The sequence below is a fragment of the Rhizobium sp. P28RR-XV genome, assembly GCF_012641385.1.
GTDB lineage: Bacteria > Pseudomonadota > Alphaproteobacteria > Rhizobiales > Rhizobiaceae > Rhizobium.
This window is the reverse complement of the sequence record NZ_JABAIG010000010.1, coordinates 307,931-331,164: the sequence shown is the minus strand read 5'-3', so window position 1 is coordinate 331,164 and position 23,234 is coordinate 307,931. Positions and strand designations below refer to the sequence as shown.

Genomic DNA, 23,234 nt, shown 5'->3' with positions numbered 1-23,234 from the left:
TTCCAATCTTGTGCCACGTATATCAGTTTGACGACGGAACTGTGACAGTCGGCATCCGCTCAATCCGGCTGGCCGGAATTGCCCAGTTCATTCAAGACCTCAGCGGCCAACACTCGCGTGATCCTTGTGCCTCGCCCAAGTGCCAGCCGGTCCAGCCTGTCGACGATCATCTGCGCTGCGTTCAAGGAACGCTCCATGCGATTAACGATATAAAGGACGAGTTTGTCATCGATATAAAGCTGCCGGTCGGCGAAGAGCTTGACGATCACCTGCGACAGCAATTCCTCGTCCGGCTCGCCGATCTCGACAACCGTTGCCGCCTTCAGGCGGGAGCGCAGATCAGGCAGCGTCACCGGCCAGGACATCGGCCAGAGCCGGCTTGTCATCAGAAGACTGGTGCCGTTTTCGCGAACGCTGTTGATGACATGAAAGAGCGCTGTATCGTCAAAGCCGAGGCGATCCACATCCTCGAAGATAACAGGACCGTTCGAGGCCGCGACCGCGGCATCGGAACCTGCGACGGGGTGGATGTGGACGGCGCCGCACCGCTCGCTCCAGATGCTGGCGAGATGCGATTTACCCGAGCCGACGGGACCGGCCAGGACAACCACCGGCGATGGCCAATTCGGCCAGGAATCGACGATCCTCACCGCCGCGCTCAACGGATCGGCGACGAGCAGGTCGTCACGCCCGTTTGCGGGATCGTGCGTAAAGGCCAAGGCCAGCTGTTCGGCGGCCTTGCGCCTCAGATCAGCGTTCTTTGCGTCGGTCATGTCTAGCTGTTCTCGGGCTTGCCGGCCTTGGCTCTGCGCGCCTTGCCCGCTTCCGAGCGTCCGTAATAAAGATCACTCTGAAGGTACCGCGAAAGGGCGAAGCGAACAAGGACGCCGCAAGCGGCAGCCGCCGGGACCGCAATCAACAGGCCGACGAAGCCGAAGAGCGCGCCGAAGGCAAAAAGGGCGAACATCAGCCAGACCGGATGCAGGCCGACGCTTTCGCCGACGAGTTTCGGCTGCAAGACGTTGCCTTCGAGGAACTGGCCGGTGAAGAAGACGGCGAGCGTCAGACCGACCCAGAGATAATCGGGCCAGAACTGAACCAGCGCGACGCCGACCGCCAAGATGAGGCCGACCAGCGAGCCGACATAGGGAATGAAGCTGATCATGCCGGCGAAGAGGCCGATCAGCAGGCCGAAGTTCAGGCCGACCAGCGACAGGCCGACGCCGTAATAGACGCCGAGAATGATGCAGAGCGAGCCCTGCCCCCGGATGAAGCCGGCGATCGCCTGATCGATCTCCCGGGCGATCTGGCGGACGGTGGCGACATGATCGCGCGGCGTCCAGTCGTCCACCTTGGCGATCATACGATCCCAATCGAGCAGGATGTAGAAGGCGACGACCGGCGTGACGACCATCAGCGAGATGATATTGACCAGCGCCTTGCCGGAGCTCCAGATCTGCGCGAACAGCCCGCCGACGAAGCTCAGCCCGTCGGACATGATGCTGGAGAAATTATCCTTGATGGCGCCCAGCTGATTGCGGATCCAGTCCGGCAGCACCATCGTCTGCGCCTTGGCGACCAGCTGCTGCGCTTGCTGCACATAGGTCGGTATGTGTTGAATGAAATCGTTGAACTGGTTGATGATGATCGGAATGACGATCGTCAGCGCCAGCGCGAAGATCAGCACGAAGGAAACGAGGATGACCACTGTCGCCATCAGGCGGCTGAGCCCGATCCGCTCCAGCCGGTCGGCGACCGGATCGAGGAAATAGGCGACCGCCATGCCGGCGATGAAGGGCAGCAGGATCGTGCTGAAGATGTAGACGAAGCCGATGAAGACGACGAGCACGATCACCCAGAACGTGACTTGGCGCTTGAGGCTCGCCCCGCTGACCTTTTGCTCCATCATCTTCCCCGTTGCTTCCAGCCCGTTTGCCGTGTGCTTAGGACATAGGATGATGCCGCATTTATGGTCAAGCCTGGGGCCGGAAATCTGCCTCGGGCAATGGGAAGCGGGGAAAATCGAAGGGTTTGCGGCGCTTGCGCCTTGCATAAAGGCCCCTATCATGCAATGGCGACGCCATCAAAGCCCTGTCATAATGGACAGGCGGCCATCGGAGGCGGAAGCATGAGCCAGTCTGGAAAAAACGGTCTGACCTATAGCGACGCGGGCGTCGATATCGACGCCGGCAACCTGCTGGTCGAAAAGATCAAGCCTGCCGTCCGTTCGACGCGCCGGCCCGGCGCCGACGGCGAGATCGGCGGCTTTGGCGGCCTCTTCGACCTCAAGGCCGCGGGCTTTACCGATCCGGTGCTGGTTGCTGCCAATGACGGCGTCGGCACCAAGCTGAAGATCGCGATCGACGCCAATTATCATGACACCGTCGGGATAGACCTCGTGGCCATGTGCGTGAACGATCTGGTCGTCCAGGGCGCCGAGCCGCTGTTCTTCCTCGATTACTTCGCCACCGGCAAGCTCGACCCCGACCAGGGTGCGGCGATCGTCGGCGGTATTGCTGCCGGCTGCCGCGAGGCGGGCTGTGCGCTGATCGGTGGCGAGACGGCGGAAATGCCGGGCATGTATTCCGACGGCGATTACGACCTGGCGGGTTTTGCCGTCGGTGCCGCCGAGCGTGGCCAGCTGCTGCCCTCGGGCGATATTGCCGAAGGCGACGTCATTCTCGGCCTCGCCTCCTCCGGCGTTCACTCCAACGGCTTTTCGCTGGTGCGCAAGATCGTCGAGCTTTCCGGCCTCGGCTGGGATGCACCGGCCCCCTTCGCCGAGGGCAAGGCGCTCGGCGAAGCGCTGCTGACGCCGACGCGCATCTATGTGAAGCCGCTGCTCAAGGCTATCCGCGAAACGCATGCCCTCAAGGCTCTTGCCCACATCACCGGCGGTGGCTTCCCCGAGAACATTCCGCGCGTGCTGCCGAAGCACCTCGCCGCCGAAATCGATCTTGCCGCCGTCACGGTGCCGCCGGTCTTCTCCTGGCTTGCCAAGGTTGGCGGCGTCGAGGCCAAGGAAATGCTGCGCACCTTCAACTGCGGTGTCGGCATGATCGTCGTCGTCGCCCAAGAAAACGTCGAGGCCGTGAGGGCCGCACTTGAGGCGGAAGGCGAAGCAGTCGTTACGCTCGGCCGCATGATCGCTCGCGAAGAAGGCGCGCACGGCACCGTCTACAAGGGCACTCTGGCTCTATGACCACGCCGCGCAAACGCGTCGTCGTCTTCATCTCCGGCGGCGGCTCCAACATGCTGGCTCTGCTGAAAGCCACGAAAACGCCCGACTATCCGGCCGAGATCGTCGGCGTCATCTCCGACAAGGCGGATGCCGGCGGCCTGGCAAAGGCTGCCGCCGAGGGGGCTGCGACCTTCGCTTTCGTGCGCAAGGAGTTTGTAAGCAAGGAAGCCCATGAAGAGGCAATCCTTTCGCAGCTGGAAGCCCTTTCGCCCGACATCATCTGCCTTGCCGGCTATATGCGGCTGCTCTCCGGCCGCTTCATTCAGGCTTACGAGGGCCGGATCATCAATATCCATCCGTCGCTGCTACCGCTTTTCCCCGGCCTGCATACGCATCAGCGCGCCATCGACGCCGGTATGCGCATTGCCGGCTGCACCGTGCATTTCGTCACCGAAGGCATGGACGATGGCCCGGTCGTCGGCCAGGCCGCCGTGCCCGTACTAACAGGCGATACCGCCGATAGCCTTGCCGCTCGCGTGCTCACGGTCGAGCACCAGATCTATCCGCAATCGCTGCGGCTGCTGGCGGAAGGCAGGGTCAGGATGGAAGCTGGCCGGGCCGTCAGCCTTGCCAGCACGCCTGTCATCCATGGACGGCAGGTTGTGTCACTGCTTGGTGATGCAGGTTAAATAGGGAATTCCGGCGCCAGACGCCCCCTCAACTTGCGCCTTCAATCATTTTCCTCAGGCTGCCATTGCCATCAGCGGATGCAGCGTGCCGTCACTATAGACGATGCGGCCGCCGCGAAAGGTGGCGCGGATGCGGTGGACCGAGCCAGGCTCGACGGCCACCAGATCGGCAAGCTGGCCGACGGCGATTTCGCCGCGATCTATCAGACCGGCCGAACGGGCAGCGTTGGACGTTGCCATCGCAACGGCGGCCGGCAGGCCACCACCGACGACATCGGCGATCTTGAAGATCGCCGGCACGAAGGCAGCCGGATGATAGTCGGCCGCGATGATGCCGAGCAGACCGGAGCGAGCCGCATCCAGGGCGCTGAGATTGCCGGACATGGACTGGCCGCGCAGCGCATTCGGCGCGCCCATCAGCGTCCAGAGGCCGCGGCGGCAGGCCTCTTCGGCCGCCGGTCCCGTCACAGGAAACTCGCTGATCGTCACACCGAGTTCATGCATTGCTGCGACCTTTTCGGCGCTGTCGTCGTCATGCGAGGCCAGCGACAGCTTGTGGTTCAGCGAAAGTGCGACCACGTCGTGCAGCTTGCGCTCGATCTCCGGGTCCTGCCGCTGTGCGATACGTTTCGCCACGACTTCCTCGGCCGCTTCGCGCGACATGGAGCGGCGCTCGGACATGCTGCGGATATAGCTTTCGATGTCGTTGTATTGCCCTTGCCCCGGCGTATGATCTGTTAGCGAGACCATGTCGACGGAGCCTTCTTCCAGCAGCTGCTCCAGGGTCGGAGCCGCGCCGAGATTGGTGATTTCGTAGCGGGCATGGACGCGATGATCTATCAGAAGCTCATCGCGCAGGCTGCCGATGCCGCGGATCACCGCCGAGGTGGTTTCGAGCGAGCGGACGTGACCGTAGACGCTCTCGGTCGCAAAGGAGAGGGCCGCAAAGGCGGTGGTGACGCCGGCCGCCGCCAGTTTCTTGTCCAGTTCGTGAATGCCGAAATCGATCGGCATCATCGCATTCGGTCGCGGCGCGATCTCGCGCTCTATCATGTCACAATGCAGGTCGACGAAGCCCGGCATCAGCAAACGGCCGCCGCCATCGAAGGTCGGCTGCTCCACCGGCTCGGAGCGGATTTCGGCAATCACGCCATCCTCGATGCGCACCGCGCCCCTCCCGACGACTTCATTGGGAAGAACGAGCGTGAAATTGCTGAGCCACATCGGCTTTCTCCTGAAACAGCGTCCATGATCGAAGGAGGCGCGGAAACATTCGAATGTTTTCGGGCCGGCACGCCCCGGTAAGCTCGATTCGTGACATTGTGATGAAGGGGGAGCAGAGTTTTCACGAAGCTTCCCCACGCAGCAACCTATTTTAGGCTGGCGACATTCAAAGCCGCCCATTGCAACAGCATGATCGTCTTGGCGTCACAGATATCGCCTCTCTCGATCATCGCAATTGCGTCGGACAGACGAACCTCCAGGACCTCGATGTCCTCATGCTCTTCAGCAAGCCCGCCGCCATCGGCAACGCGATCGGAGATATCGATCACCGCGGCGAAGAAGTGGATGACCTCGGTCGAGGAGCCGGGCGACGTCATCGACTTGAACAGGAAACGGACGTCGCGCACGCGAAAGCCGGTCTCCTCCATGGCTTCGCGGCGGATCGCTGATTCCGGATCGTCGCCATCGAGCAAGCCGGCGGGCACCTCGATCATTCTCTCCGGCAGGCCGACAAGCTGCGACGGCAGGCGATACTGCCGGACCAGAACCACCGTTTCCCGCCTGGGATCATAAAGCAGGATGCAGGCGGCAGGCGTGCGATGATAGACTTCGCGCTTCAGTCGATGCTTTTCGCCCTGCGAATCCGTGTAATCGACTTCAAAAGTGCTGAGCCGCGTCCATTGATCCGCCAGCGTTTTTTCGCTGACGATTTCGGCTTTCGCCTTTTCGAATTTACTCATGCCACGTCCTTGCGAAGCCATACCTTGTTGTCATGGACAGCCGCGCCTCCATAGGGCGCGACGGGATCGGCGCCGGTGAGCACGTTGATGCCCTCGCCGTCGACATGGGCCTTGTTCGGCCAAAGACCTTCGGCAATCAGCACGCCCGGCTTCACTTCCGCCGTCACGCGCGCATGCAGGCGGATATCGCCTCTCATATTGCCGATGTGGACCAGATCGCCATGGATGATATCGAGCTCCTCGGCATCGGCCGGATTGATCATCACCTCGGGACGTCCTTCCTTCTGCCGCGATGTCTTTGTCTCCGCGAAACTCGAATTCAGGAAGTTGCGCGCCGGCGAGGTGGCGAGCCGGAATGGATGCTCTGGATCGGCGACCTCGATGACATCGACCTGATCCGGAAACTCCGGCAGCTCGACATGGGGGCCGAGCAGGCCGATGGCCTCTGGCGGACGGTTCGGCGCCGGCTGGTTGACCCAATCCGGACGGAAGCGGAACTTGCCGTCGGGATGAGCGAAACCGCTGAGAAAATGCGCATCCTCGAAGTCCGGCTGGCGGTCGAACCATTTGTGCTCGAGGAAATAATCGTAATCCGGCAGGCCGCTCCTCGACAGAACGCGATCGATCATCTCGCGGGCCGAGAAGCCGAAGCCGGGACGATCCGCAACGCCGAGGCGCTTGGCGAGCTCTTCGATCACGAAAAGATTGCTGCGCACGGTCGGCGGCGGCTCCACCAGTTTCGGGCCGAGGAGAATGTGATTCTGCCCGCTGGCGCGATAGATGTCGTCATGCTCGACGAACATGGTGGCGGGGATGACGATATCGGCCATCTCGGCTGTATCGGTCATGAATTGCTCGTGCACGGCGACGAAGAGGTCGGAGCGGGCAAAGCCGCGCTTCACCAGCCGCTGTTCCGGCGCGATGTTTACCGGATTGGTGTTCTGGATCAGCATGGCCGTGACCGGGCCGCGGTGGCGAAGCGCTACGGCATCGCCGGTCAAAGCGCGGCCGATCTGTGACTGGTCGATCATGCGGACATCGAGGTCCTTCATGGCGCGGCCGATCAATTCGCTTGCGTCCATGCGGAAGATATCGCTGTTCGAATGAAAGGCGCCGCCGCCCTCATATTGCCAGGAGCCGAGAACGGTGGCGATCGACGCTGCCGCGTGCATGGCGATCGCGCCGTTGCGCTGGCGTGTGAAGCCATAGCCGAGACGGAAGTAGGTTTTCTTGGTTATCCCAACGAGCTTTGCGAAGGCTTCTATCTCGTCGACCGAAAGGCCGGTGATCGCAGCCGCCCATGCCGGGGTCTTCGATTTCAGATGCTCTTCAAGCCCGGCGGGATCGTCGGCATATCTGGCCATATAGGGGCGGTCGGCATAGCCGTCGCGAAAGGCGATGTGCATGACGGCGCAGGCAAGTGCGGCATCCGTGCCCGGCTTGACGATCAGGGCCATGTCGGCCTGCTTCATCGTCGGATTGTCATAGATATCGACGACGACGATCTTGGCGCCGCGTTCCTTGCGGGACTTGATCGCATGGGTCATGACGTTGACCTGGGTTGCCACGGCATTCGTGCCCCAGATGACGACGCAATCCGTACGCCCCATTTCCCGCGGGTCCGGGCCGCGCAGCACGCCCGTCGCCATGGTGAAGCCGGTCCAGGCCGGATTGGTGCAGATCGACGAGAAGAAGCCGGAATAGCGCTTGGCATGGCGCAGCCGCTCGATGGAGTCGCGCTGCACCCAGCCCATCGTGCCGGCATAGAAATAAGGCCAGATCGCCTCGCTGCCATCCCTGGCTTCGGCCTTGACGAAGGCTTCGGCGATTTCGTCGAGCGCATCGTCCCAGGAAATCTCCTGCCAGCGCCCCTCGCCCTTGGCGCCGGCGCAGCGCAGCGGCTTCATCAGCCGATCGGGATGATAGAGCCGCTCGGCGTAGCGTGCGACCTTGGCGCAGATGACGCCGGACGTATAGGAATGATCGTTGGCGCCGCGAACCCGGCCGATCCTGCCGTCTTCAGTCAGATCGACCTCCAGCGCGCAGGTGGAGGGACAGTCATGCGGGCAGGCAGTGTGGCCGACGCGCGATTTGGCTTGGATGGGGGTCGCAATGTTCATGATGTTTGTATATTTCAAGCAATGTCCGGCCACTAGAGACAATCCGGCCCATCTCAACAATTCATGCGGACTTCACCGACAATGAACTATCGGCACATCTACCACGCGGGCAATTTCGCCGATGTCTTGAAACACGCGATCCTCGCGCGCCTTGTCCGCTATATGCAGAACAAGGACAAGGCCTTTCGCGTCCTCGACACCCATGCCGGCATCGGGCTTTACGATCTTTCGTCCGAAGAGGCCCAGAAGACAGGCGAATGGCGCGATGGCATCGGCAGGCTGCTGGAGGCGGAGCTCGTACCGCAGGTGGCCGATCTGCTTGAGCCTTATCTTACCGCCGTTCGACAGCTGAATCCCGAAGGCGGCGTCAGGCTCTATCCCGGCTCGCCGAAGCTGGCGCGCATGCTGTTTCGCCCGCAGGACCGGCTTTCGGCCACGGAGCTGCATCCGGACGATTTTCATCGGTTGCACCGCCTGTTCGAGGGCGATCACCACGCGCGCATCACCGAACTCGATGGCTGGCTGGCGCTCGGCGCGCATCTGCCGCCGAAGGAGAAGCGTGGCATCGTGCTCGTCGACCCGCCTTTCGAGGAGGAGGGCGAATATGAGCGGTTGATCGACGGCCTGGCGAAGGCCTGGCGCCGCTTTCCCGGCGGCGCCTACTGCCTCTGGTATCCGATCAAGAAGGACGCGCCGATCAAACAGTTCCACGAGGCGCTGCAGGCGCTGGAAATTCCAAAGATGCTCTGCGCCGAGCTGACGGTCAAAAGCGATCGCGGCTTCACCGGACTTACCGGCTCCGGCCTCATCATCGTCAACCCGCCCTTCACGCTGAAGGACGAGCTGCACGCGCTGCTGCCTGCTTTGAAGGACATTCTGGCGCAAGACCGCTTCGCCTCGCAGCGTGCCTTCTGGCTGCGCGGCGAACATTGAATTTGCTCCACATACCCTAACAGGTGATTTCATGAGACTTCTCTGCTCGTCCACCTCCCCCTTCTCCAGCAAGGTGCGCATGGCGGCGCGCCATCTCGGGATCAAGCTCGAGGAGATCCATGTCGATACGAATGCCGGGCCGACGCTGCTCATCGACAACAATCCGCTGGGCAAGATCCCGACATTGCTGACCGACGAGGGCGCCATTTTCGACAGCCGCGCCATCATGCATTATTTCGATCGTCGCGAGGGCGGGCTCTATCCTTCAAAGAAGGGAAAGCGCACCGAAATCGAGGTTCTGGAAGCGATGATCGACGGCACCAATGAGTGCCTCCTGTCGATCGTCTACGAGCGCCGCCTTCGCGAGCCCGAAAAACAGCATCAACCCTGGATCGACCGGCAGTGGACCAAGGTTAGCCGCGCCCTCACCCATCTCGATGCCGAGCCGCCGAAGATCGGCAAGAAATTGCACGCGGGACATTTCGCGCTTGCCGCCCTCGTCGGCTATCTGCAACTCCGCTTCGAGGGGCAATGGGAGGCGGACCACGCGGGATTGATCGACTGGGCGCACAAGTTCGAGAAGCATTTCCCCGATTTTCCGGCGATGAAGCCGCAAGCCTGATTTTGCCGTCCCGACAGCGGCTTGCGACGCAAGCCATGCCGCTGCCCGATTTTGGCAATACGGACAGACGAAAAAACCGGGGCGCAAACCCCGGTTTTTTCGTCTGTCCGTGCCGTCAAATGATTAGAACTTGACGCCGATACCGACCTTAACGCTCTGCTCGTCGTAACCACGCGAGAAGTTGCCGGAGTCGAGGTTGAAGTTCTTCTTGCCGTAGTCAGTGTAACGGTATTCGAGGCGAGCCGTGATGTTGTTGGTGATGAAGGTTTCAGCACCAGCACCGACCGTGTAGCCAACAGCCGTCTTGCTGTCAGACGAGGTGTCGTCGGAGAGCTTGTTCTGGCCGATTGCCAGACCGGCCGTGCCGTACAGCATGAACGGGTTGAAGTCGTAACCGAGACGGCCGCGAACCGAGCCATTGACGCCGTTCTTGGCGGTCAGGCCGTTGCGGGTCGCGTCGGCGCCGGAGTAGCCAAGGTCAGCTTCAACGCCGTATACGATCTGGCCCTGCTGCCAGTTGTAGCCGGTGAAGGCCTGGCCGCCGAAGCCGTAGGCGTTGCCGTTGTGGCTGAAGTGACCCTTGTGCCAGTCACCAGCACCACCGATGTAGAAGCCGGACCAGTTGTTGACGACCGGAGCTGCTTCCTGAGCGACGGGCGGCTGCGGAATCTGCTCGACAGCGTCAGCAGCCTGAGCTGCGGTGTAACCGCCGAGAGCGAAAGCGGAGACCATAAGGGTCGTGATAAGAGTACGCATACTTTTCTCCTTTCAGGCCCGTGTGCTTCGCTACTATCTTTGACTTCGAAGCGTCACGAGCAATTAAAAAATATCCCTCCCGGATCGAGGTTGAAATTGGAATGCAAATGAGGAATTGGAAGAGCCAAAATATGATATCATTGTGGCACAGACATGGCTGAATTTCGATGTTGCTTCATCGCAACAGACGAATTGTTAACCATAACCAATGGTTAAAGCGTGTATACTTATTTTAATCTAAATATATCTCAAGCTTTACATAAGAAACCTCAAAGAGCGTCATTTGCTCACGCATCTTTTCATATGGTGTATCGACGCCCTATATGAGCGTCGATTGGATAACGACGAGCAAAAGGCAATCTCTTGAGCCAGGAAAAACTACGCACGGCGTTGATAACGGGCGCTTCCAAAAGAATAGGCAGGGCAATTGCCGAGGATTTGTCGGCTAACGGCTTTGCGGTAGCGCTGCACGCCAACCAATCCTTCGCCGAGGCTTCGGAAATCGCGGCGAAATTGCGGCAAATGGGCCGAAAGGCGATTGCGATCAAGGCCGATCTGCAAAATTTGGCCGAGACGTCAGCCCTTGTCGAAAGGGCCACGGATGCCCTCGGCCCGCTCGATCTCCTGGTCAACAACGCCTCCGCTTTCCTCGGCGATTCCGCCGATCGTTTCGACGCGGAAGCCTTCGAGGCGCATTTCGCGGTGCATGTTCGCGCGCCGTCGATCCTGGCTGCCGATTTCGTGCGGCAGCTTCCCGAGCCGCATCCGGGGCTGATCGTCAATATAGTCGACCAACGGGTCTGGGCGCTCAATCCGCGCTTCTATTCCTATACGCTGTCGAAGGCAGCGCTTTGGACCGCGACGCAGACAATGGCGCAGAGTTTCGCCCCCCGCATCCGCGTCAATGCCATCGGCCCGGGACCGACGGTGCGCAGCGTGCGGCAGAGCGAAGAAGACTTTAAAGCGCAGATCGACGGCCTCATATTAAAGGCAGCGCCGGGGCTCGAAGAATTCGGCCGGACCATCCGCTTTCTTTTTGACACGCCGTCGATCACCGGCCAAATGATAGCGCTCGATGGCGGCCAGCACCTTGCCTGGGAAACGCCAGACGTGTCGGAGAGTGCGGAATGAATGGAAGAAAGCTGCCCGATGGCGGCATTCTCTACGACGAATCAGACGATATCGAAGACGACATCGAGGTAGAGGGCGATGCCGTCGCCTCCCCTGTTGCGCCCGTCGATTGGAACGAAGGCGGCAAGAACGAGACAGGACTTCGCGGCGCCGAGCTGATCGCCGAGTTCGTCAAGCGGCTGCCGAACAACCCCGGCGTCTACCGCATGTTCAACGAGGTCGGCGACGTGCTTTACGTGGGTAAGGCCCGCAGCCTGAAGAAGCGCGTCTCCAACTATGCATTGGGCAAGGTGCATTCCAACCGCATCGCCCGCATGGTGCGCGAAACCGCCAATATGGAATTCGTCACCACGCGCACGGAAACGGAAGCGCTGCTGCTGGAAGCGAATCTGATCAAGCGCTTGCGCCCGCGCTTTAACGTCCTGCTGCGCGACGACAAATCCTTTCCCTACATCCTGATCACGGGCGACCATCGCGCGCCGGCCATCTTCAAGCATCGCGGCGCCCGTGCCCGCAAGGGCGAGTATTTCGGCCCCTTCGCTTCGGCCGGCGCCGTCGGCCGCACCATCAATTCGCTGCAGCGCGCCTTCCTCATCCGCACCTGTACCGACAGCGTCTTCGAGACACGCACACGGCCCTGTCTGCTTTATCAGATCAAGCGATGTTCCGGCCCCTGCACGCACGAGATCAGCGATGCGGGCTATGGAGAGCTGGTGCAGGAGGCGAAGGACTTCCTTTCGGGCAAGAGCCAGAACGTCAAGGCGCATATGGCCGAGGCGATGAATGCCGCCGCCGAAGATCTGGATTTCGAGCGCGCCGCCATTTTTCGCGACCGGCTGGCGGCGCTGTCGCATGTACAGAGCCATCAAGGCATCAATCCCGCCGGCGTCGAGGAAGCCGATGTCTTCGCCATCCATCACGAGGGCGGCATTTCCTGCATTCAGGTCTTCTTCTTCCGCACCGGCCAGAACTGGGGCAACCGCGCCTATTTCCCGAAGGCAGATCCCTCGCTCTCGGGCGCCGAGGTACTGAACGCCTTCCTGGCGCAGTTCTATGACGACAAGCCGGTACCGCGGCAGATTCTGCTTTCGGAGACGGTCGAGGAAATCGAGCTGCTGGCGGCAGCCCTCAGCGAAAAGGCCGGCCACAAGGTTACGATCCTCGTGCCACAGCGCGGCGAGAAGCGCGATCTGGTCGAGCATGTCATTGCCAATGCCCGCGAGGCGCATGGCCGCAAGCTTGCGGAAACCGCCTCGCAATCACGGCTGCTCGAAGGCTTCAGGGAAACGTTCAAGCTTCCCTACACCCCGCAGCGCATCGAGATCTACGACAACTCCCACATCATGGGCACGAATGCGGTGGGCGGCATGGTCGTGGCCGGGCCGGAAGGCTTCGTGAAAAGCCAGTACCGCAAGTTCAACATCAAATCGACCGACATCACGCCGGGCGACGACTTCGGCATGATGCGCGAAGTCATGACCCGCCGCTTCTCCCGGCTGCTGAAGGAGGAAGGCAAGCCCGACCGCACTGCCATGGCGGACGCGACAGTGGATGCCGCCGATCGCCCCTTCCCCGCCTGGCCCGATATCATCCTCATCGACGGCGGCCAGGGGCAGATGACGGCCGTGCGCGCCATTCTCGAGGAGCTCGGGATTACCGACAGCGTCATCGCCATCGGCGTTGCCAAGGGCGTCGACCGTGATGCAGGGCGCGAACGCTTCTTTGCTCCTTCTCGCGAAAGCTTCACGCTGCCGCCGCGCGATCCCGTGCTCTATTTCATCCAGCGACTGCGCGATGAGGCGCACCGCTTCGCCATCGGCTCCCATCGCGCCCGCCGCAAGAAGGAGATGGTGAAAAACCCACTGGACGAGATCGGCGGCATCGGCCCTTCGCGCAAGCGGGCGTTGCTGCAGCATTTCGGCACCGCCAAGGCGGTATCGCGCGCCGCCCTTTCGGATCTGATGGCGGTGGACGGCATATCGGAGGGTGTTGCGCGTCAAGTCTATAACCATTTTCACGAAGACGCCGCGAAATAGAAAAAGCTGGTCGCAAATTCCACGCAATAGCGGTGAAAAAACAGAAACAATATTGACGATAAGCTAAGCAAACCATCATCTAGGATTTGATCCCAAAAAGTGCGAAGCGGTTTTTGGAGAAGATCGAGATCATCAAATGCCCGGAGCACGATGAGACCGAAACGGAAACTCATCGCGGTCCGCCGAGATAACGAAACGAAACGATTTCCATGGCTTCGCGCGCTTACAGCATCCCCAATCTGCTCACCTACGGCCGCATTCTCTGCGTACCCCTGATCGTTCTGTGCTTCTTCATCGAAGGCAAGCTGGAAGGTTCCGATTTCGCGCGCTGGGTCGCGCTCTGGATCTTCGTCATCGCTTCGCTTACCGATTTCCTAGACGGCTATCTCGCGCGGATCTGGAACCAGACCTCGAATATCGGCCGCATGCTCGACCCGATCGCCGACAAGCTGCTGGTCTCGGCGATCCTGCTTTTGGTCGCAGCCGACGGTACGATTGCCGGCTGGTCGCTCTGGGCCGCCATCATCATCCTTTGCCGCGAAATCCTGGTTTCCGGCCTGCGTGAATATCTGGCGGCACTGAAGGTCAGCGTTCCTGTGACACGCATCGCCAAATGGAAGACGACTGCCCAGCTCGTGGCCATCGCCTTCCTTCTGGCTGGGCCAGCGGGCGACAAGGTGCTACCCTACACAACGGAGATGGGCATCGTCCTGCTCTGGATCGCGGCGCTGCTGACCATCTATACCGGCTACGATTATTTTCGGGCTGGGTTGAAGCATGTCGTGGATGAGGAATGATGACGAAGCTCGTCTATTTCGCCTGGGTGCGCGAGCGAATCGGCAAAGCGGAAGAGGAGATTTCCCTTCCCGCCGATGTCGTCACCGTCGGCGATCTCCTCAGCCATTTGAAAGGCTTGGGCGAGGAATACGAGGCAGCACTTCAATTCCCCGAAGCCATTCGCGTCGCCGTCGACATGGAGCATGCCGATCATGACGAGCCCATCACCGGAGCACGGGAGATTGGGCTCTTCCCGCCGATGACGGGGGGGTGAGACGTGGTCGGGCAACGCCCGAGCCGAGCAATCGATCCAGTGAATCGATTGCAGCGGCGAACGCCCTGAGCCAAAGCGAAGGGCCGGGAGGCTCGTCAAACTGTTTGAGGGGCGATAAGGAAATTGCGATGATTTCACCATTTGTCCGTGTTCAGCGCGAGGATTTCAACCTTCAGACGGAGATCGACCGGCTGACGGACGGGCGGCGCGATATCGGCGCGGTCGTGACCTTCTCGGGGCTTTGCCGCGACGAAGGCGGAATGCTCGAAGCCCTCGAACTCGAACATTATCCCGGCATGGCGGAAGCGGAGATCACCCGCATCGCCGGTCTCGCCATCGAGCGCTTCGAGCTCCTTGGCCTGACTGCCATCCACCGTTATGGCAAGATCGCGCCGGGCGAAAACATCGTTCTCGTCATTGCCGCGGCGCCACATCGGCAGGCCGCCTTCGACGGCGCCAATTTTGTCATGGATTTCCTGAAAACCTCGGCTCCCTTCTGGAAGAAGGAGCATGGTAGGGATGGCGCGCAAGGCGACTGGGTTTCCGCCAAGGATGCCGACGATGCGGCACGGGCAAAGTGGGCCGGCAATAAATAAGATTAAGGCACGACGCGCTCGCGCCGGCTCAAGACCAGCAGCAGCACGAGCAGCGAGAAAATGACGAAGTCGCGCCACAGGAACGGGCCGTAAGCCCCCCACATGGTTTCGAACAGGCCGAGCAGTGCCGCTCCGCCCGCAGACTTCAATGGATCGGAATAGCCGCCGACCGCCGCGATCATCAGCACCTTGAGCCCGAACATCAGCCCGGCCCCGAAATCCATGGTTCCGTAATAGGACGTGGCGAGCAGGCCGCAAATGGTCGCGACGAGCGCGGAGGCGACATAGGCCAGCAGGAAGACGCGGTTGGCGCTGGCGCCGCAGAGTTCGGCGGCGAGAGCGTCGTCGGTTACCGCCCGCCAGATACGGCCCCATCCCGTGAATTTCAGGATATACGCGCCCGCAAAGATGACGACGATCATCAACGCCGTATTGAGCAGCTGGATTTCGGTGAGCGTCACGCGGAAATCGCCGCTGTCCCAGAAGACGACCGGGCCGTTCAGGAAGGGCGGCAGCCAGATGCCGCGCGTATTGGAGGCCAGCCGGGCGGTTTCCATCAGGATGATCATCATGCCGAGCGCGGCGACGATGACGGTATTCGGAGATTTGCGCGACAAAGGCAGCATGATTACGCGGCCGACAAGGAGGCTGGTGCCGAGCGTATAGCCGACGGCGGTCACGGCGCCGAAGGCAAAGGCGGCCGGCAGGATCAGATACAGTCTCGTATAGCCGACATCGGTAAAGAGCACGAGCATCTGGCCGGCAAAGGCGAACAGCGCGCCATAGGTGATATCTGCCCGCTTCATGACCCCGAACGCAATGGAATAGCCGAAGGCCAGCGCCGCATAGAGTGCAGCGAGCGGAACGGCATTCGCCAATTGCTGCAGAAGATAGGCCATTCACCCCTCCGAGGAACAAGCAAATAGTAACTGGCAAAATGATTTTTACCAGTTATAATTTTGCCCATGAGCTTTTCCTGGACCCCACATCGCTTTTCCGGTGGCGCGCTGGCGCTCGATGTCGCCAACAGCGTGATCCTGCGCCATGACGACGAACGCCGGATCGACCGTTTCGAAGCTCATGGACAGATGGACAGCTTTCCGAAGGCCGCTGCCAATTTCTGCGCCGAGCGCATGCTCTTCGGCGATATCCTGCCGGTGCGGCGGGAAAACAGAGCCGACTTCATCGCATTGCGCGAGACGATCGATCGATACTTTCGGGCACGTGTTCTCGGCGAGGCCGCCGACCTATTTCTGGCCGATCTTCTCGCCGCCTTGGCGAAGGTCTTGCGGCAAGCCTCGGCCGATGAGCTCGATGCCGCGACCGCGCATTCGACGCTGCGGCTTATCGCGATGCCCGATCCCGAGCGGATGAAGATCTGCCGCAACTGCGGTTGGCTCTTCATCGACCGCAGCAAGAACAAGAGCCGCGCCTGGTGCGACATGGCGGTCTGCGGCAACCGCGCCAAGGCAAGCCGGCACTACCGGCGCAAAAAGGAGGAGACTGCGCCATGACAATGCGAAACATCATGCTGGCAACATTAATCGCCGGCCTGGCGCTGGCCGGCTGTCAGAGGAAAAACGACGAAGGTCCGACACAGCTTACCGGCCGCCTCTTCGTGTTCAACTACCGCGTGGCGAGCGCGACCTATATGATCACGCTGAAGAAAATCGCGCCGATCCCCGAGGGAACAACCGCCGTTGCGGAATTCGAAAACCCCGCCGGCGGCGATCCGCTTGTCGTCAACCAGAAGATCTATACTTTCTGGGACAAGATCACGCTGGAAAGTCCGGACCTGCGCTGCGTGCGGAAGGACCGTCCCTATTCCGTCTCCATCAAGCTGGTGGATGCCAGCGACAAGACGCTCCAGACGATCAAGACCGAGGTCAAATCCGACCTTGACCAGACGGTTCTGCCGACGAAGCCGCTCGTCGTCGGCCCGGTCTACACCGCTAATCCGGATATCTTCAAGGGCGACGGCAGCGCCGACTATGGACACGATACCGCCTGCCCCGCATAATAGAAAAGCCGGGATCGAGGTCCCGGCTTTCATGAGTCATTTCAAATCGTTCAGCAACAGAGCTGAGAGGCCGATTCAGCCGACGATTTCGGTTTCAGAGAACCAGTAGGCGATTTCGACGGCAGCCGTTTCCGGAGCGTCCGAGCCGTGAACGGAATTTTCGCCGATCGACAGAGCGAAGGTCTTGCGGATCGTGCCTTCGTCAGCGTTGGCCGGGTTGGTGGCGCCCATGATTTCGCGGTTCTTCAGGATGGCGTTTTCGCCTTCCAGGACCTGAACGATGGTCGGGCCGGAGGTCATGCCTTCGACGAGCTCGCCAAAGAACGGACGCTCCTTGTGGACGGCGTAGAAGCCTTCGGCTTCGCGCTTGCTCATCCAGACGCGCTTGGAGGCGATGACGCGCAGGCCGTTGTCTTCAAAAACCTTGGTGATGGCGCCGGTCAGGTTGCGCTTCGTCGCATCCGGCTTGATCATCGAGAAAGTACGTTCAATCGCCATGGATCCATTCCTTGTAATCAGAGAAAAGTGGGCGGTGTTTACCTGCCTCAAAGCCCGAAAACAAGGGGGATCGGCCAATTTCACGCCGCTGTCACAGTCCGGGCGCCCGATTCGTAAGTATCACGGTGGCGAAGCGGCGGTTCATTGGCGGACTTCCCGCGCGGCATCATCATGACCATGGAGGAGAAGCATATGCTCAGACATTTCAGAATGCTTGCAGATTACAATCGTTGGGCCAACGGACAGGTTTACGACGCCGCAGCAAGCCTCAGCGATACGGAATTTCACGAGGATCGTGGCGCTTTCTTCGGTTCGTTGCACGGAACGCTGAACCATCTGATGGTGGCGGACCGGCTATGGATGCATCGTTTCAACGGCACGGGCGAGCCGCCCGCCGCACTCGGCGTCGTTCTGCATGAGGATCTCGCAGGGCTTCGGACAGCGCGCGAGGCGGAGGATCGGCGCATCATGGACTGGATCGAGACGCTCGATGCCGATGCCCTTGCCGCAGACGTCACCTATACGTTTATCCTCAGGCCGAGCGCCATTACCCACCCTCTCCATCTGGCAATCGCGCATATGTTCAATCACCACACCCATCATCGCGGCCAATGCCACATGATCCTGACATCCATGGGCAAGCCCTCCCTGGTGCTGGACCTCTTGCACTTCCTGCGCAGCGAAGGACTGCACTGGATGTAGCCAAGAGGAGAGCCGTGGTTTCCTGTTTTCGCCCGAGCGTTGACCACATGCCTCATTTTGTTGCGCTGCGGCGAGGACCGGCCATTTTGTTCATGTTCCCTTAACCTGCCCTACTACAGATTAATAAGATATATCAGATCACGGTCACGGGCAGGCATGAAGAACTCCCACAAAAGCGTTTCGGCATATTCCATCGATGACGATGAAACGGAAACCGAGCTCGAGGTTATCGGCCGCTTCATGACGCGGCTGAAGGTGAAGAACCTGCCGCGCAACTATCAGCTCTTTTACGAGGCGCTTTATGGGCAGGACCGTTGTCTTGCCGAAGAGATCGAGGCGCTTGGGACCCTTCCCTCGCAGAGCCGGCTCGACGAGATCGGCCTGAAGCATCGCCTTGTCAGCCATTGCGGGCTGGTGGCGCGCAAATCGGAAAGCGATGCGGCCGAAATGCTGCGTGAAGTCGCGGATCAGCTCGCCAAAGGGCTGAGGAAGAAGCAGCGCTTCGCCCGCGAGACGGAAGCAGCAGCCGATGCCAACCCTGCTCTCGACAGCCTCAATGCGTCGCTCAGCAACCTCATGCTTTACGAAACGGAGCTGACCGAACGGCTGCGCAACTGCGCCAACCTCTCGAAGTCCTCGCAAAACGCTGAAGCCTAAGCGTCTCCGCACTTGCCTTCGGCGCCGAGTTCGGCCAAAACCGCGCCATGATTTCGATTTCCGACCTTTCCGCCCGCATTGCCGGCCGCCTTCTCATCGACCATGCCAACGTGACGCTTCCGGCGGGCACGAAGGCGGGTCTCGTCGGCAAGAACGGTGCTGGCAAGTCCACGCTGTTCAGGATCATCACCGGCGATCTCGCCGCCGAAAGCGGCGCGGTCTCGATCCCGCGCAATGCCCGCATCGGCCAGGTTGCGCAGGAAGCGCCAGGTACGGAGGATCCGCTGACCGATATCGTGCTTGCGGCCGACAAGGAGCGCTCCGCCTTGCTCGCGGAAGCCGAAACCGCGACCGACCCGCATCGCATCGCCGATATCCAGACCCGGCTTGCCGATATCGGCGCGCATTCCGCCGAAGCGCGCGCCGCCAGCATCCTTGCCGGCCTCGGCTTCGACCACGAGGCGCAGAAGAGACCCGCTTCCTCCTTCTCCGGCGGCTGGCGCATGCGCGTCGCCCTTGCCGCCGTCTTGTTTTCCGAGCCGGATCTCCTGCTGCTCGACGAACCGACGAACTATCTCGATCTCGAAGGCACGCTCTGGCTGGAAGATTATATCCGCCGCTATCCGCACACGGTCATCATCATCTCGCACGACCGCGACCTGTTGAATACGGCGGTCAATTCCATCGTGCATCTGGACCAGAAGAAGCTCACCTTCTATCGCGGCTCCTACGATCAGTTCGAGCGGCAGAAGGCCGAAGCCGACGAGTTGCAGATGAAGGCGAAGGCGAAGAACGACGCTGCCCGCAAGCATCTGCAGAGCTTCATCGACCGTTTCAAGGCCAAGGCGTCGAAGGCGCGGCAGGCGCAATCGCGTGTCAAGGCGCTGGAGCGGATGGGCACCGTCGCCGCCGTCATCGAAGACCATGTGATGGGCTTCAGCTTTCCGGAACCCGAAAAGCAGCCTGCCTCGCCCATCATCGCAGTCAGTGGCGGCGCCGTCGGCTATGAGCCGGGCAAGCCGATCCTGAAGCGCCTGAACCTGCGCATCGATGCCGACGACCGTATCGCCCTGCTCGGCTCCAACGGCAACGGCAAGTCGACCTTCGCGAAATTCATTTCCAGCCGGCTCGATGCGGAAAGCGGCGACGTCAAGCTGGCGCCGAACCTGAAGATCGGCTTCTTCGCCCAGCACCAGCTCGACGATCTCATCCCCAACCAGACCGCCGTCGAACATGTTCGCCGCCGCATGCCCGAAACGCCGGAGGCGAAGGTGCGCGCCCGCGTCGCGCAGATGGGTCTGGCGACCGAGAAGATGGACACGCAGGTCAAGGATCTCTCCGGCGGCGAGAAGGCGCGGCTGCTGATGGGCCTTGCCGCCTTCGACGCGCCGAACCTTCTGATCCTCGACGAACCGACGAACCATCTGGATATCGACAGCCGCAATGCGCTGATCCAGGCGCTGAACGACTATTCCGGCGCCGTCATCCTGATCTCGCACGACCGCCATCTGATCGAGGCCACCGTCGACCGGCTCTGGCTGGTGCGCGACGGTACCGTTACGACCTTCGACGGTGACCTGGAAGAATACCGCAACCTCGTTGTCGCCACCCCGAAGTCGCGGGACGACAAGGCGAAAGCGAACGGCATCGACGATTCCGTTTCCAAGGCCGATCAGCGCAAGCTCAATGCCGATCGGCGCGCGTCGCTTGCGCCTCTCAAGAAGAAGATCAATGAAATCGAATCCTTGACCGGCAAGCTTGAGAAACTGATTCAGGCACTTGATGCGGAACTTGCGGATCCTGCCCTCTACGAAAAGGCGCCGGCAAAGGCCGCGGAAAAGGCAAAGCAGCGCTCCGATGCCGCTGAGAGGCTTGCCGCCGCCGAGGAGCAATGGCTTGAGCTTTCATCGGAATACGAAAGCGGCATGGCCGGCTGAAACCTTACCGGCCTCAATGAATTAGGGGCCGATCCTAACCGATCATTAACCATAACTGCGGAAAATACGCTCAACTTTCATAGACATAATTGTTGAGCGATTCTGATGAACTACCGTGTTTTGCTGGCTGGCCTTGCCGTGTCCCTGGCTCTGGGAGGGTGCGCCACGAAACCGGTCAATGACGCGTCGCTCAAGAGCGGCTATGCTGCCGAAGAACCGCGTCACAAGCCGCTGAAGGCCAATGATCCCGTCGAAATGGAGCCGAAGAAATGGCTCGTCGCCGATCTTGAGACGCGCGCGCTGGAAGACGCCAACGGACCGCACGACCTTGCAGGCCGCACACTTGAAGTCTCCTCGCTCAAGGACATCAAACTCGCCGACAAAGAGGTCATTCTGACCTTCGACGATGGCCCGGCTCCCGGCAAGACGAATCGCATTCTTGCCACGCTCGACAAATTCGGCGTCAAGGCGGCTTTCATGATGGTCGGGGAAATGGCGCAGGCGCACCCGGCGACCGCGCGCGAGGTTCTCGCCCATGGCGACGCGATCGGCAGCCATACCTTCCGCCATCCCGATCTCGACAAGATGACCTTCGACGCGGCGATGACCGAGATCGCCCGTGGCAAGGATGCCGTCACCAAGGCGATCGGTACGGATGTACCCTTCTTCCGTTTCCCCTATCTTGCCGACTCCAAGCGCCTGCGCACCGCGATTGCCGCTCGCGAGATGATCGTTATGGACGTGGATATCGACAGCAAGGATTACTTCACCTCGACACCCCTTTCGGTGGTGGATCGCACCATGAAGCAGCTCTATCAGCGCGGTCGCGGCATCGTCCTCATGCACGATATCCACCAGCGCACGGTCAGGATGCTGCCTGTTCTTCTAAGCCGTCTCGAGAAAGAGGGCTTCAAGGTCGTCACGCTGAAATACAAGCCTACTCCGGCCCCGGCGACCAACCTGGTTGCCCAGGCCGACACCAAGATGGTGCGCTGAGGCTGGCCTTGCAGAGGACCGCAGCCCCGGACGGGTGGATCAATGGTTGCGTGATGTTCAGATACGCTTGAAACGCGCCGGGCGGCATGGTTAGTTGCTGCGTGATCACGAAGAGCGGGCCAGCCCGCCCGCTCGTATCCGGGGGGAGTAACATATGGATCGTCGTTCATTTCTGAGGAAAGCCGGCGTCGCCGGCGCCGGCTCGGTTGCAGCTGCTGCAACCCTTGCTGCTCCGGCCATTGCCCAGAGCAATCCGAAGATCAATTGGCGCCTGACGTCGTCGTTTCCGAAGTCGCTGGATACGATCTATGGCGGCGGCGAGGTACTATCGAAATATGTCTCGGAAGCCACCGACGGCAATTTCAACATCCAGGTGTTTGCGGCCGGCGAAATCGTGCCCGGTCTGCAGGCAGCCGACGCGACTTCGGCGGGCACGGTCGAGGCCTGCCATTCGGTCGCCTATTATTATTGGGGCAAGGATCCGGTCTGGGCCTTGGGAGCGGCCGTTCCCTTCGCGCTCAACGCGCGCGGCATGAACGCCTGGCAATATCACGGCGGCGGCATCGACCTGTTCAACGAATTCCTGGCGACGCAGGGGCTGATCGGCTTCCCGGCCGGCAATACGGGCGTGCAGATGGGCGGCTGGTTCCGCAAGGAAATCAATACGGTCGCCGATCTCAAGGGCCTGAAGATGCGCATCGGCGGCTTTGCCGGCAAGGTGGTCGAACGCCTCGGCGTCGTGCCGCAGCAGATCGCCGGTGGCGACATCTACCCGGCACTGGAAAAAGGCACCATCGATGCCGCCGAATGGGTCGGCCCCTATGACGACGAGAAGCTCGGCTTCTACAAGGTGGCGCCCTATTACTACTATCCCGGCTGGTGGGAAGGTGGCCCGACGGTGCATGTCATGTTCAACAAGGCCGCTTATGAAGGCCTGCCCAAGGCCTATCAGTCTCTGTTGCGCACGGCCGCTCAGGCGACCGACGCCAACATGCTACAGAAATACGACTATCTGAATCCGGCCGCCATCAAGCGTGTCGTCGCCGAGGGCGCGAAGCTCAGGCCGTTCAGCACCGAGATCATGAATGCCTGCTTCGACAAGGCCAACGAGGTCTATGCGGAAATGGAAGCCAACAACCCGACCTTCAAGAAGATCTGGGGGTCGATCAAGGGCTTCCGCGGCCAGCATTATCTCTATACGCAGGTCGCCGAATACAGCTACGACGTCTACATGATGACGCTGCAGCGCGCCGGGAAGATCTGACGCCCCGGTTCAAGACAGACAACCCCGGAGCGGCGCTCCGGGGTTTTTCATTGTGCTCCAATCAAGACAAAACGAACCGTA

General features: G+C 60.8%; 24 protein-coding genes. 16 read left to right on the top strand and 8 right to left on the bottom strand.

Annotated elements, in window-relative coordinates; all coding sequences use genetic code 11:
- Positions 1-59 precede the first annotated feature (59 nt).
- The gene (hdaA, locus tag HGP12_RS22750; RefSeq protein ID WP_168842167.1) at positions 60-773 is read right to left on the bottom strand and encodes a DnaA regulatory inactivator HdaA; all 714 of its coding nucleotides are present in this window, start codon (positions 771-773) and stop codon (positions 60-62) included.
- A 2-nt stretch (positions 774-775) separates the two neighbouring features.
- Positions 776-1,906: an AI-2E family transporter gene (locus tag HGP12_RS22745; RefSeq protein WP_168842200.1), complete on the bottom strand. Its 1,131-nt coding sequence runs from the start codon at positions 1,904-1,906 to the stop codon at positions 776-778.
- Between the two features lie 222 nt (positions 1,907-2,128).
- On the opposite strand from HGP12_RS22745, the gene purM reads away from it, so the two are divergent.
- Complete coding sequence (gene purM, locus HGP12_RS22740) at positions 2,129-3,202, top strand: phosphoribosylformylglycinamidine cyclo-ligase (protein ID WP_168842166.1); 1,074 nt, start codon at positions 2,129-2,131, stop codon at positions 3,200-3,202.
- Positions 3,199-3,870, top strand: coding sequence for a phosphoribosylglycinamide formyltransferase (purN, locus tag HGP12_RS22735; RefSeq protein ID WP_168842165.1), 672 nt, complete (start codon positions 3,199-3,201; stop codon positions 3,868-3,870). Before purM ends, purN begins: the two co-directional genes overlap by 4 nt.
- 54 nt (positions 3,871-3,924) lie before the next feature.
- On the opposite strand, the gene HGP12_RS22730 is transcribed toward purN, so the two are convergent.
- From HGP12_RS22730 to HGP12_RS22720, 3 genes are all read right to left on the bottom strand, one after another.
- Complete coding sequence (locus HGP12_RS22730; RefSeq protein WP_168842164.1) at positions 3,925-5,094, bottom strand: alpha-D-ribose 1-methylphosphonate 5-triphosphate diphosphatase; 1,170 nt, start codon at positions 5,092-5,094, stop codon at positions 3,925-3,927.
- A 146-nt stretch (positions 5,095-5,240) separates the two neighbouring features.
- Entirely contained in the window at positions 5,241-5,834 is a 594-nt protein-coding gene (locus HGP12_RS22725; RefSeq protein WP_168842163.1) for an NUDIX domain-containing protein, read from the bottom strand.
- Positions 5,831-7,954 carry a molybdopterin-dependent oxidoreductase gene (locus HGP12_RS22720; RefSeq protein ID WP_246703508.1) on the bottom strand — a complete coding sequence of 708 codons (2,124 nt, stop codon included), beginning with the start codon at positions 7,952-7,954 and terminating at the stop codon, positions 5,831-5,833. Before HGP12_RS22720 ends, HGP12_RS22725 begins: the two co-directional genes overlap by 4 nt.
- A gap of 81 nt (positions 7,955-8,035) precedes the next feature.
- On the opposite strand from HGP12_RS22720, the gene HGP12_RS22715 reads away from it, so the two are divergent.
- Both HGP12_RS22715 and HGP12_RS22710 read left to right on the top strand, forming a co-directional pair.
- The gene (locus HGP12_RS22715) at positions 8,036-8,887 is read left to right on the top strand and encodes a 23S rRNA (adenine(2030)-N(6))-methyltransferase RlmJ (protein ID WP_168842161.1); all 852 of its coding nucleotides are present in this window, start codon (positions 8,036-8,038) and stop codon (positions 8,885-8,887) included.
- 31 nt (positions 8,888-8,918) lie between these two features.
- Complete coding sequence (locus tag HGP12_RS22710) at positions 8,919-9,509, top strand: glutathione S-transferase (protein ID WP_168842160.1); 591 nt, start codon at positions 8,919-8,921, stop codon at positions 9,507-9,509.
- 123 nt (positions 9,510-9,632) lie between these two features.
- On the opposite strand, the gene HGP12_RS22705 is transcribed toward HGP12_RS22710, so the two are convergent.
- Positions 9,633-10,265 carry an outer membrane protein gene (locus HGP12_RS22705; protein ID WP_168842159.1) on the bottom strand — a complete coding sequence of 211 codons (633 nt, stop codon included), beginning with the start codon at positions 10,263-10,265 and terminating at the stop codon, positions 9,633-9,635.
- Positions 10,266-10,628: 363 nt separating this feature from the next.
- Between HGP12_RS22705 and HGP12_RS22700 the strand changes: the two genes are divergently transcribed.
- From HGP12_RS22700 to HGP12_RS22680, 5 genes are all read left to right on the top strand, one after another.
- The gene (locus HGP12_RS22700; protein WP_168842158.1) at positions 10,629-11,396 is read left to right on the top strand and encodes an SDR family oxidoreductase; all 768 of its coding nucleotides are present in this window, start codon (positions 10,629-10,631) and stop codon (positions 11,394-11,396) included.
- A complete protein-coding gene (gene uvrC, locus HGP12_RS22695) occupies positions 11,393-13,432 on the top strand; it encodes an excinuclease ABC subunit UvrC (RefSeq protein ID WP_168842157.1) in 2,040 nt (679 codons plus the stop codon). Before HGP12_RS22700 ends, uvrC begins: the two co-directional genes overlap by 4 nt.
- Positions 13,433-13,641: 209 nt before the next feature.
- Complete coding sequence (gene pgsA, locus HGP12_RS22690; RefSeq protein ID WP_168842156.1) at positions 13,642-14,229, top strand: CDP-diacylglycerol--glycerol-3-phosphate 3-phosphatidyltransferase; 588 nt, start codon at positions 13,642-13,644, stop codon at positions 14,227-14,229.
- Positions 14,229-14,483, top strand: coding sequence for a molybdopterin converting factor subunit 1 (gene moaD / locus HGP12_RS22685; protein WP_168842199.1), 255 nt, complete (start codon positions 14,229-14,231; stop codon positions 14,481-14,483). Before pgsA ends, moaD begins: the two co-directional genes overlap by 1 nt.
- 128 nt (positions 14,484-14,611) lie before the next feature.
- Positions 14,612-15,079, top strand: coding sequence for a molybdenum cofactor biosynthesis protein MoaE (locus tag HGP12_RS22680; RefSeq protein ID WP_168842155.1), 468 nt, complete (start codon positions 14,612-14,614; stop codon positions 15,077-15,079).
- A gap of 2 nt (positions 15,080-15,081) precedes the next feature.
- Here the strand turns inward: HGP12_RS22680 and HGP12_RS22675 are convergent, their stop codons facing one another.
- Positions 15,082-15,978: a branched-chain amino acid ABC transporter permease gene (locus HGP12_RS22675; protein WP_168842154.1), complete on the bottom strand. Its 897-nt coding sequence runs from the start codon at positions 15,976-15,978 to the stop codon at positions 15,082-15,084.
- 66 nt (positions 15,979-16,044) lie between these two features.
- Between HGP12_RS22675 and HGP12_RS22670 the strand changes: the two genes are divergently transcribed.
- On the top strand, positions 16,045-16,593 hold the full coding sequence (locus tag HGP12_RS22670) for a CGNR zinc finger domain-containing protein (RefSeq protein WP_168842153.1): 549 nt from the start codon (positions 16,045-16,047) through the stop codon (positions 16,591-16,593).
- Positions 16,590-17,099 (top strand): hypothetical protein, encoded by a 510-nt coding sequence (locus HGP12_RS22665; protein ID WP_168842152.1) that lies wholly within the window; start codon positions 16,590-16,592, stop codon positions 17,097-17,099. Before HGP12_RS22670 ends, HGP12_RS22665 begins: the two co-directional genes overlap by 4 nt.
- Before the next feature lie 75 nt (positions 17,100-17,174).
- On the opposite strand, the gene ndk is transcribed toward HGP12_RS22665, so the two are convergent.
- Positions 17,175-17,597 (bottom strand): nucleoside-diphosphate kinase, encoded by a 423-nt coding sequence (gene ndk / locus HGP12_RS22660; RefSeq protein WP_004122188.1) that lies wholly within the window; start codon positions 17,595-17,597, stop codon positions 17,175-17,177.
- A 192-nt stretch (positions 17,598-17,789) separates the two neighbouring features.
- Between ndk and HGP12_RS22655 the strand changes: the two genes are divergently transcribed.
- The 5 genes from HGP12_RS22655 (at position 17,790) to HGP12_RS22635 (ending at position 23,153) form a co-directional block, all read left to right on the top strand.
- A complete protein-coding gene (locus HGP12_RS22655) occupies positions 17,790-18,299 on the top strand; it encodes a DinB family protein (protein ID WP_168842151.1) in 510 nt (169 codons plus the stop codon).
- Positions 18,300-18,455: 156 nt separating this feature from the next.
- Positions 18,456-18,956, top strand: coding sequence for a hypothetical protein (locus HGP12_RS22650; protein WP_168842150.1), 501 nt, complete (start codon positions 18,456-18,458; stop codon positions 18,954-18,956).
- 47 nt (positions 18,957-19,003) lie between these two features.
- Positions 19,004-20,893 carry an ABC-F family ATP-binding cassette domain-containing protein gene (locus tag HGP12_RS22645; protein ID WP_168842149.1) on the top strand — a complete coding sequence of 630 codons (1,890 nt, stop codon included), beginning with the start codon at positions 19,004-19,006 and terminating at the stop codon, positions 20,891-20,893.
- 105 nt (positions 20,894-20,998) lie between these two features.
- Entirely contained in the window at positions 20,999-21,889 is an 891-nt protein-coding gene (locus HGP12_RS22640; RefSeq protein ID WP_168842148.1) for a polysaccharide deacetylase family protein, read from the top strand.
- A 154-nt stretch (positions 21,890-22,043) separates the two neighbouring features.
- Positions 22,044-23,153, top strand: coding sequence for a TRAP transporter substrate-binding protein (locus tag HGP12_RS22635; RefSeq protein ID WP_168842147.1), 1,110 nt, complete (start codon positions 22,044-22,046; stop codon positions 23,151-23,153).
- Positions 23,154-23,234: the final 81 nt, after the last annotated feature.

Bases quoted from the DNA above. Each gene is read 5' to 3' on its own strand.
- HGP12_RS22680 (WP_168842155.1), top strand. From the start codon at position 14,612: ATGATTTCACCATTTGTCCGTGTTCAGCGCGAGGATTTCAACCTTCAG.
- HGP12_RS22635 (WP_168842147.1), top strand. From the start codon at position 22,044: ATGGATCGTCGTTCATTTCTGAGGAAAGCCGGCGTCGCCGGCGCCGGC.
- ndk (WP_004122188.1), bottom strand. From the start codon at position 17,597: ATGGCGATTGAACGTACTTTCTCGATGATCAAGCCGGATGCGACGAAG.
- moaD (WP_168842199.1), top strand. From the start codon at position 14,229: ATGACGAAGCTCGTCTATTTCGCCTGGGTGCGCGAGCGAATCGGCAAA.
- hdaA (WP_168842167.1), bottom strand. From the start codon at position 773: ATGACCGACGCAAAGAACGCTGATCTGAGGCGCAAGGCCGCCGAACAG.
- pgsA (WP_168842156.1), top strand. From the start codon at position 13,642: ATGGCTTCGCGCGCTTACAGCATCCCCAATCTGCTCACCTACGGCCGC.
- HGP12_RS22710 (WP_168842160.1), top strand. From the start codon at position 8,919: ATGAGACTTCTCTGCTCGTCCACCTCCCCCTTCTCCAGCAAGGTGCGC.
- HGP12_RS22675 (WP_168842154.1), bottom strand. From the start codon at position 15,978: ATGGCCTATCTTCTGCAGCAATTGGCGAATGCCGTTCCGCTCGCTGCA.
- HGP12_RS22670 (WP_168842153.1), top strand. From the start codon at position 16,045: ATGAGCTTTTCCTGGACCCCACATCGCTTTTCCGGTGGCGCGCTGGCG.
- HGP12_RS22650 (WP_168842150.1), top strand. From the start codon at position 18,456: ATGAAGAACTCCCACAAAAGCGTTTCGGCATATTCCATCGATGACGAT.
- uvrC (WP_168842157.1), top strand. From the start codon at position 11,393: ATGAATGGAAGAAAGCTGCCCGATGGCGGCATTCTCTACGACGAATCA.
- HGP12_RS22645 (WP_168842149.1), top strand. From the start codon at position 19,004: ATGATTTCGATTTCCGACCTTTCCGCCCGCATTGCCGGCCGCCTTCTC.
- HGP12_RS22655 (WP_168842151.1), top strand. From the start codon at position 17,790: ATGCTCAGACATTTCAGAATGCTTGCAGATTACAATCGTTGGGCCAAC.
- HGP12_RS22705 (WP_168842159.1), bottom strand. From the start codon at position 10,265: ATGCGTACTCTTATCACGACCCTTATGGTCTCCGCTTTCGCTCTCGGC.
- purM (WP_168842166.1), top strand. From the start codon at position 2,129: ATGAGCCAGTCTGGAAAAAACGGTCTGACCTATAGCGACGCGGGCGTC.
- HGP12_RS22725 (WP_168842163.1), bottom strand. From the start codon at position 5,834: ATGAGTAAATTCGAAAAGGCGAAAGCCGAAATCGTCAGCGAAAAAACG.
- HGP12_RS22665 (WP_168842152.1), top strand. From the start codon at position 16,590: ATGACAATGCGAAACATCATGCTGGCAACATTAATCGCCGGCCTGGCG.
- purN (WP_168842165.1), top strand. From the start codon at position 3,199: ATGACCACGCCGCGCAAACGCGTCGTCGTCTTCATCTCCGGCGGCGGC.
- HGP12_RS22715 (WP_168842161.1), top strand. From the start codon at position 8,036: ATGAACTATCGGCACATCTACCACGCGGGCAATTTCGCCGATGTCTTG.
- HGP12_RS22720 (WP_246703508.1), bottom strand. From the start codon at position 7,954: ATGAACATTGCGACCCCCATCCAAGCCAAATCGCGCGTCGGCCACACT.
- HGP12_RS22640 (WP_168842148.1), top strand. From the start codon at position 20,999: ATGAACTACCGTGTTTTGCTGGCTGGCCTTGCCGTGTCCCTGGCTCTG.
- HGP12_RS22730 (WP_168842164.1), bottom strand. From the start codon at position 5,094: ATGTGGCTCAGCAATTTCACGCTCGTTCTTCCCAATGAAGTCGTCGGG.
- HGP12_RS22745 (WP_168842200.1), bottom strand. From the start codon at position 1,906: ATGGAGCAAAAGGTCAGCGGGGCGAGCCTCAAGCGCCAAGTCACGTTC.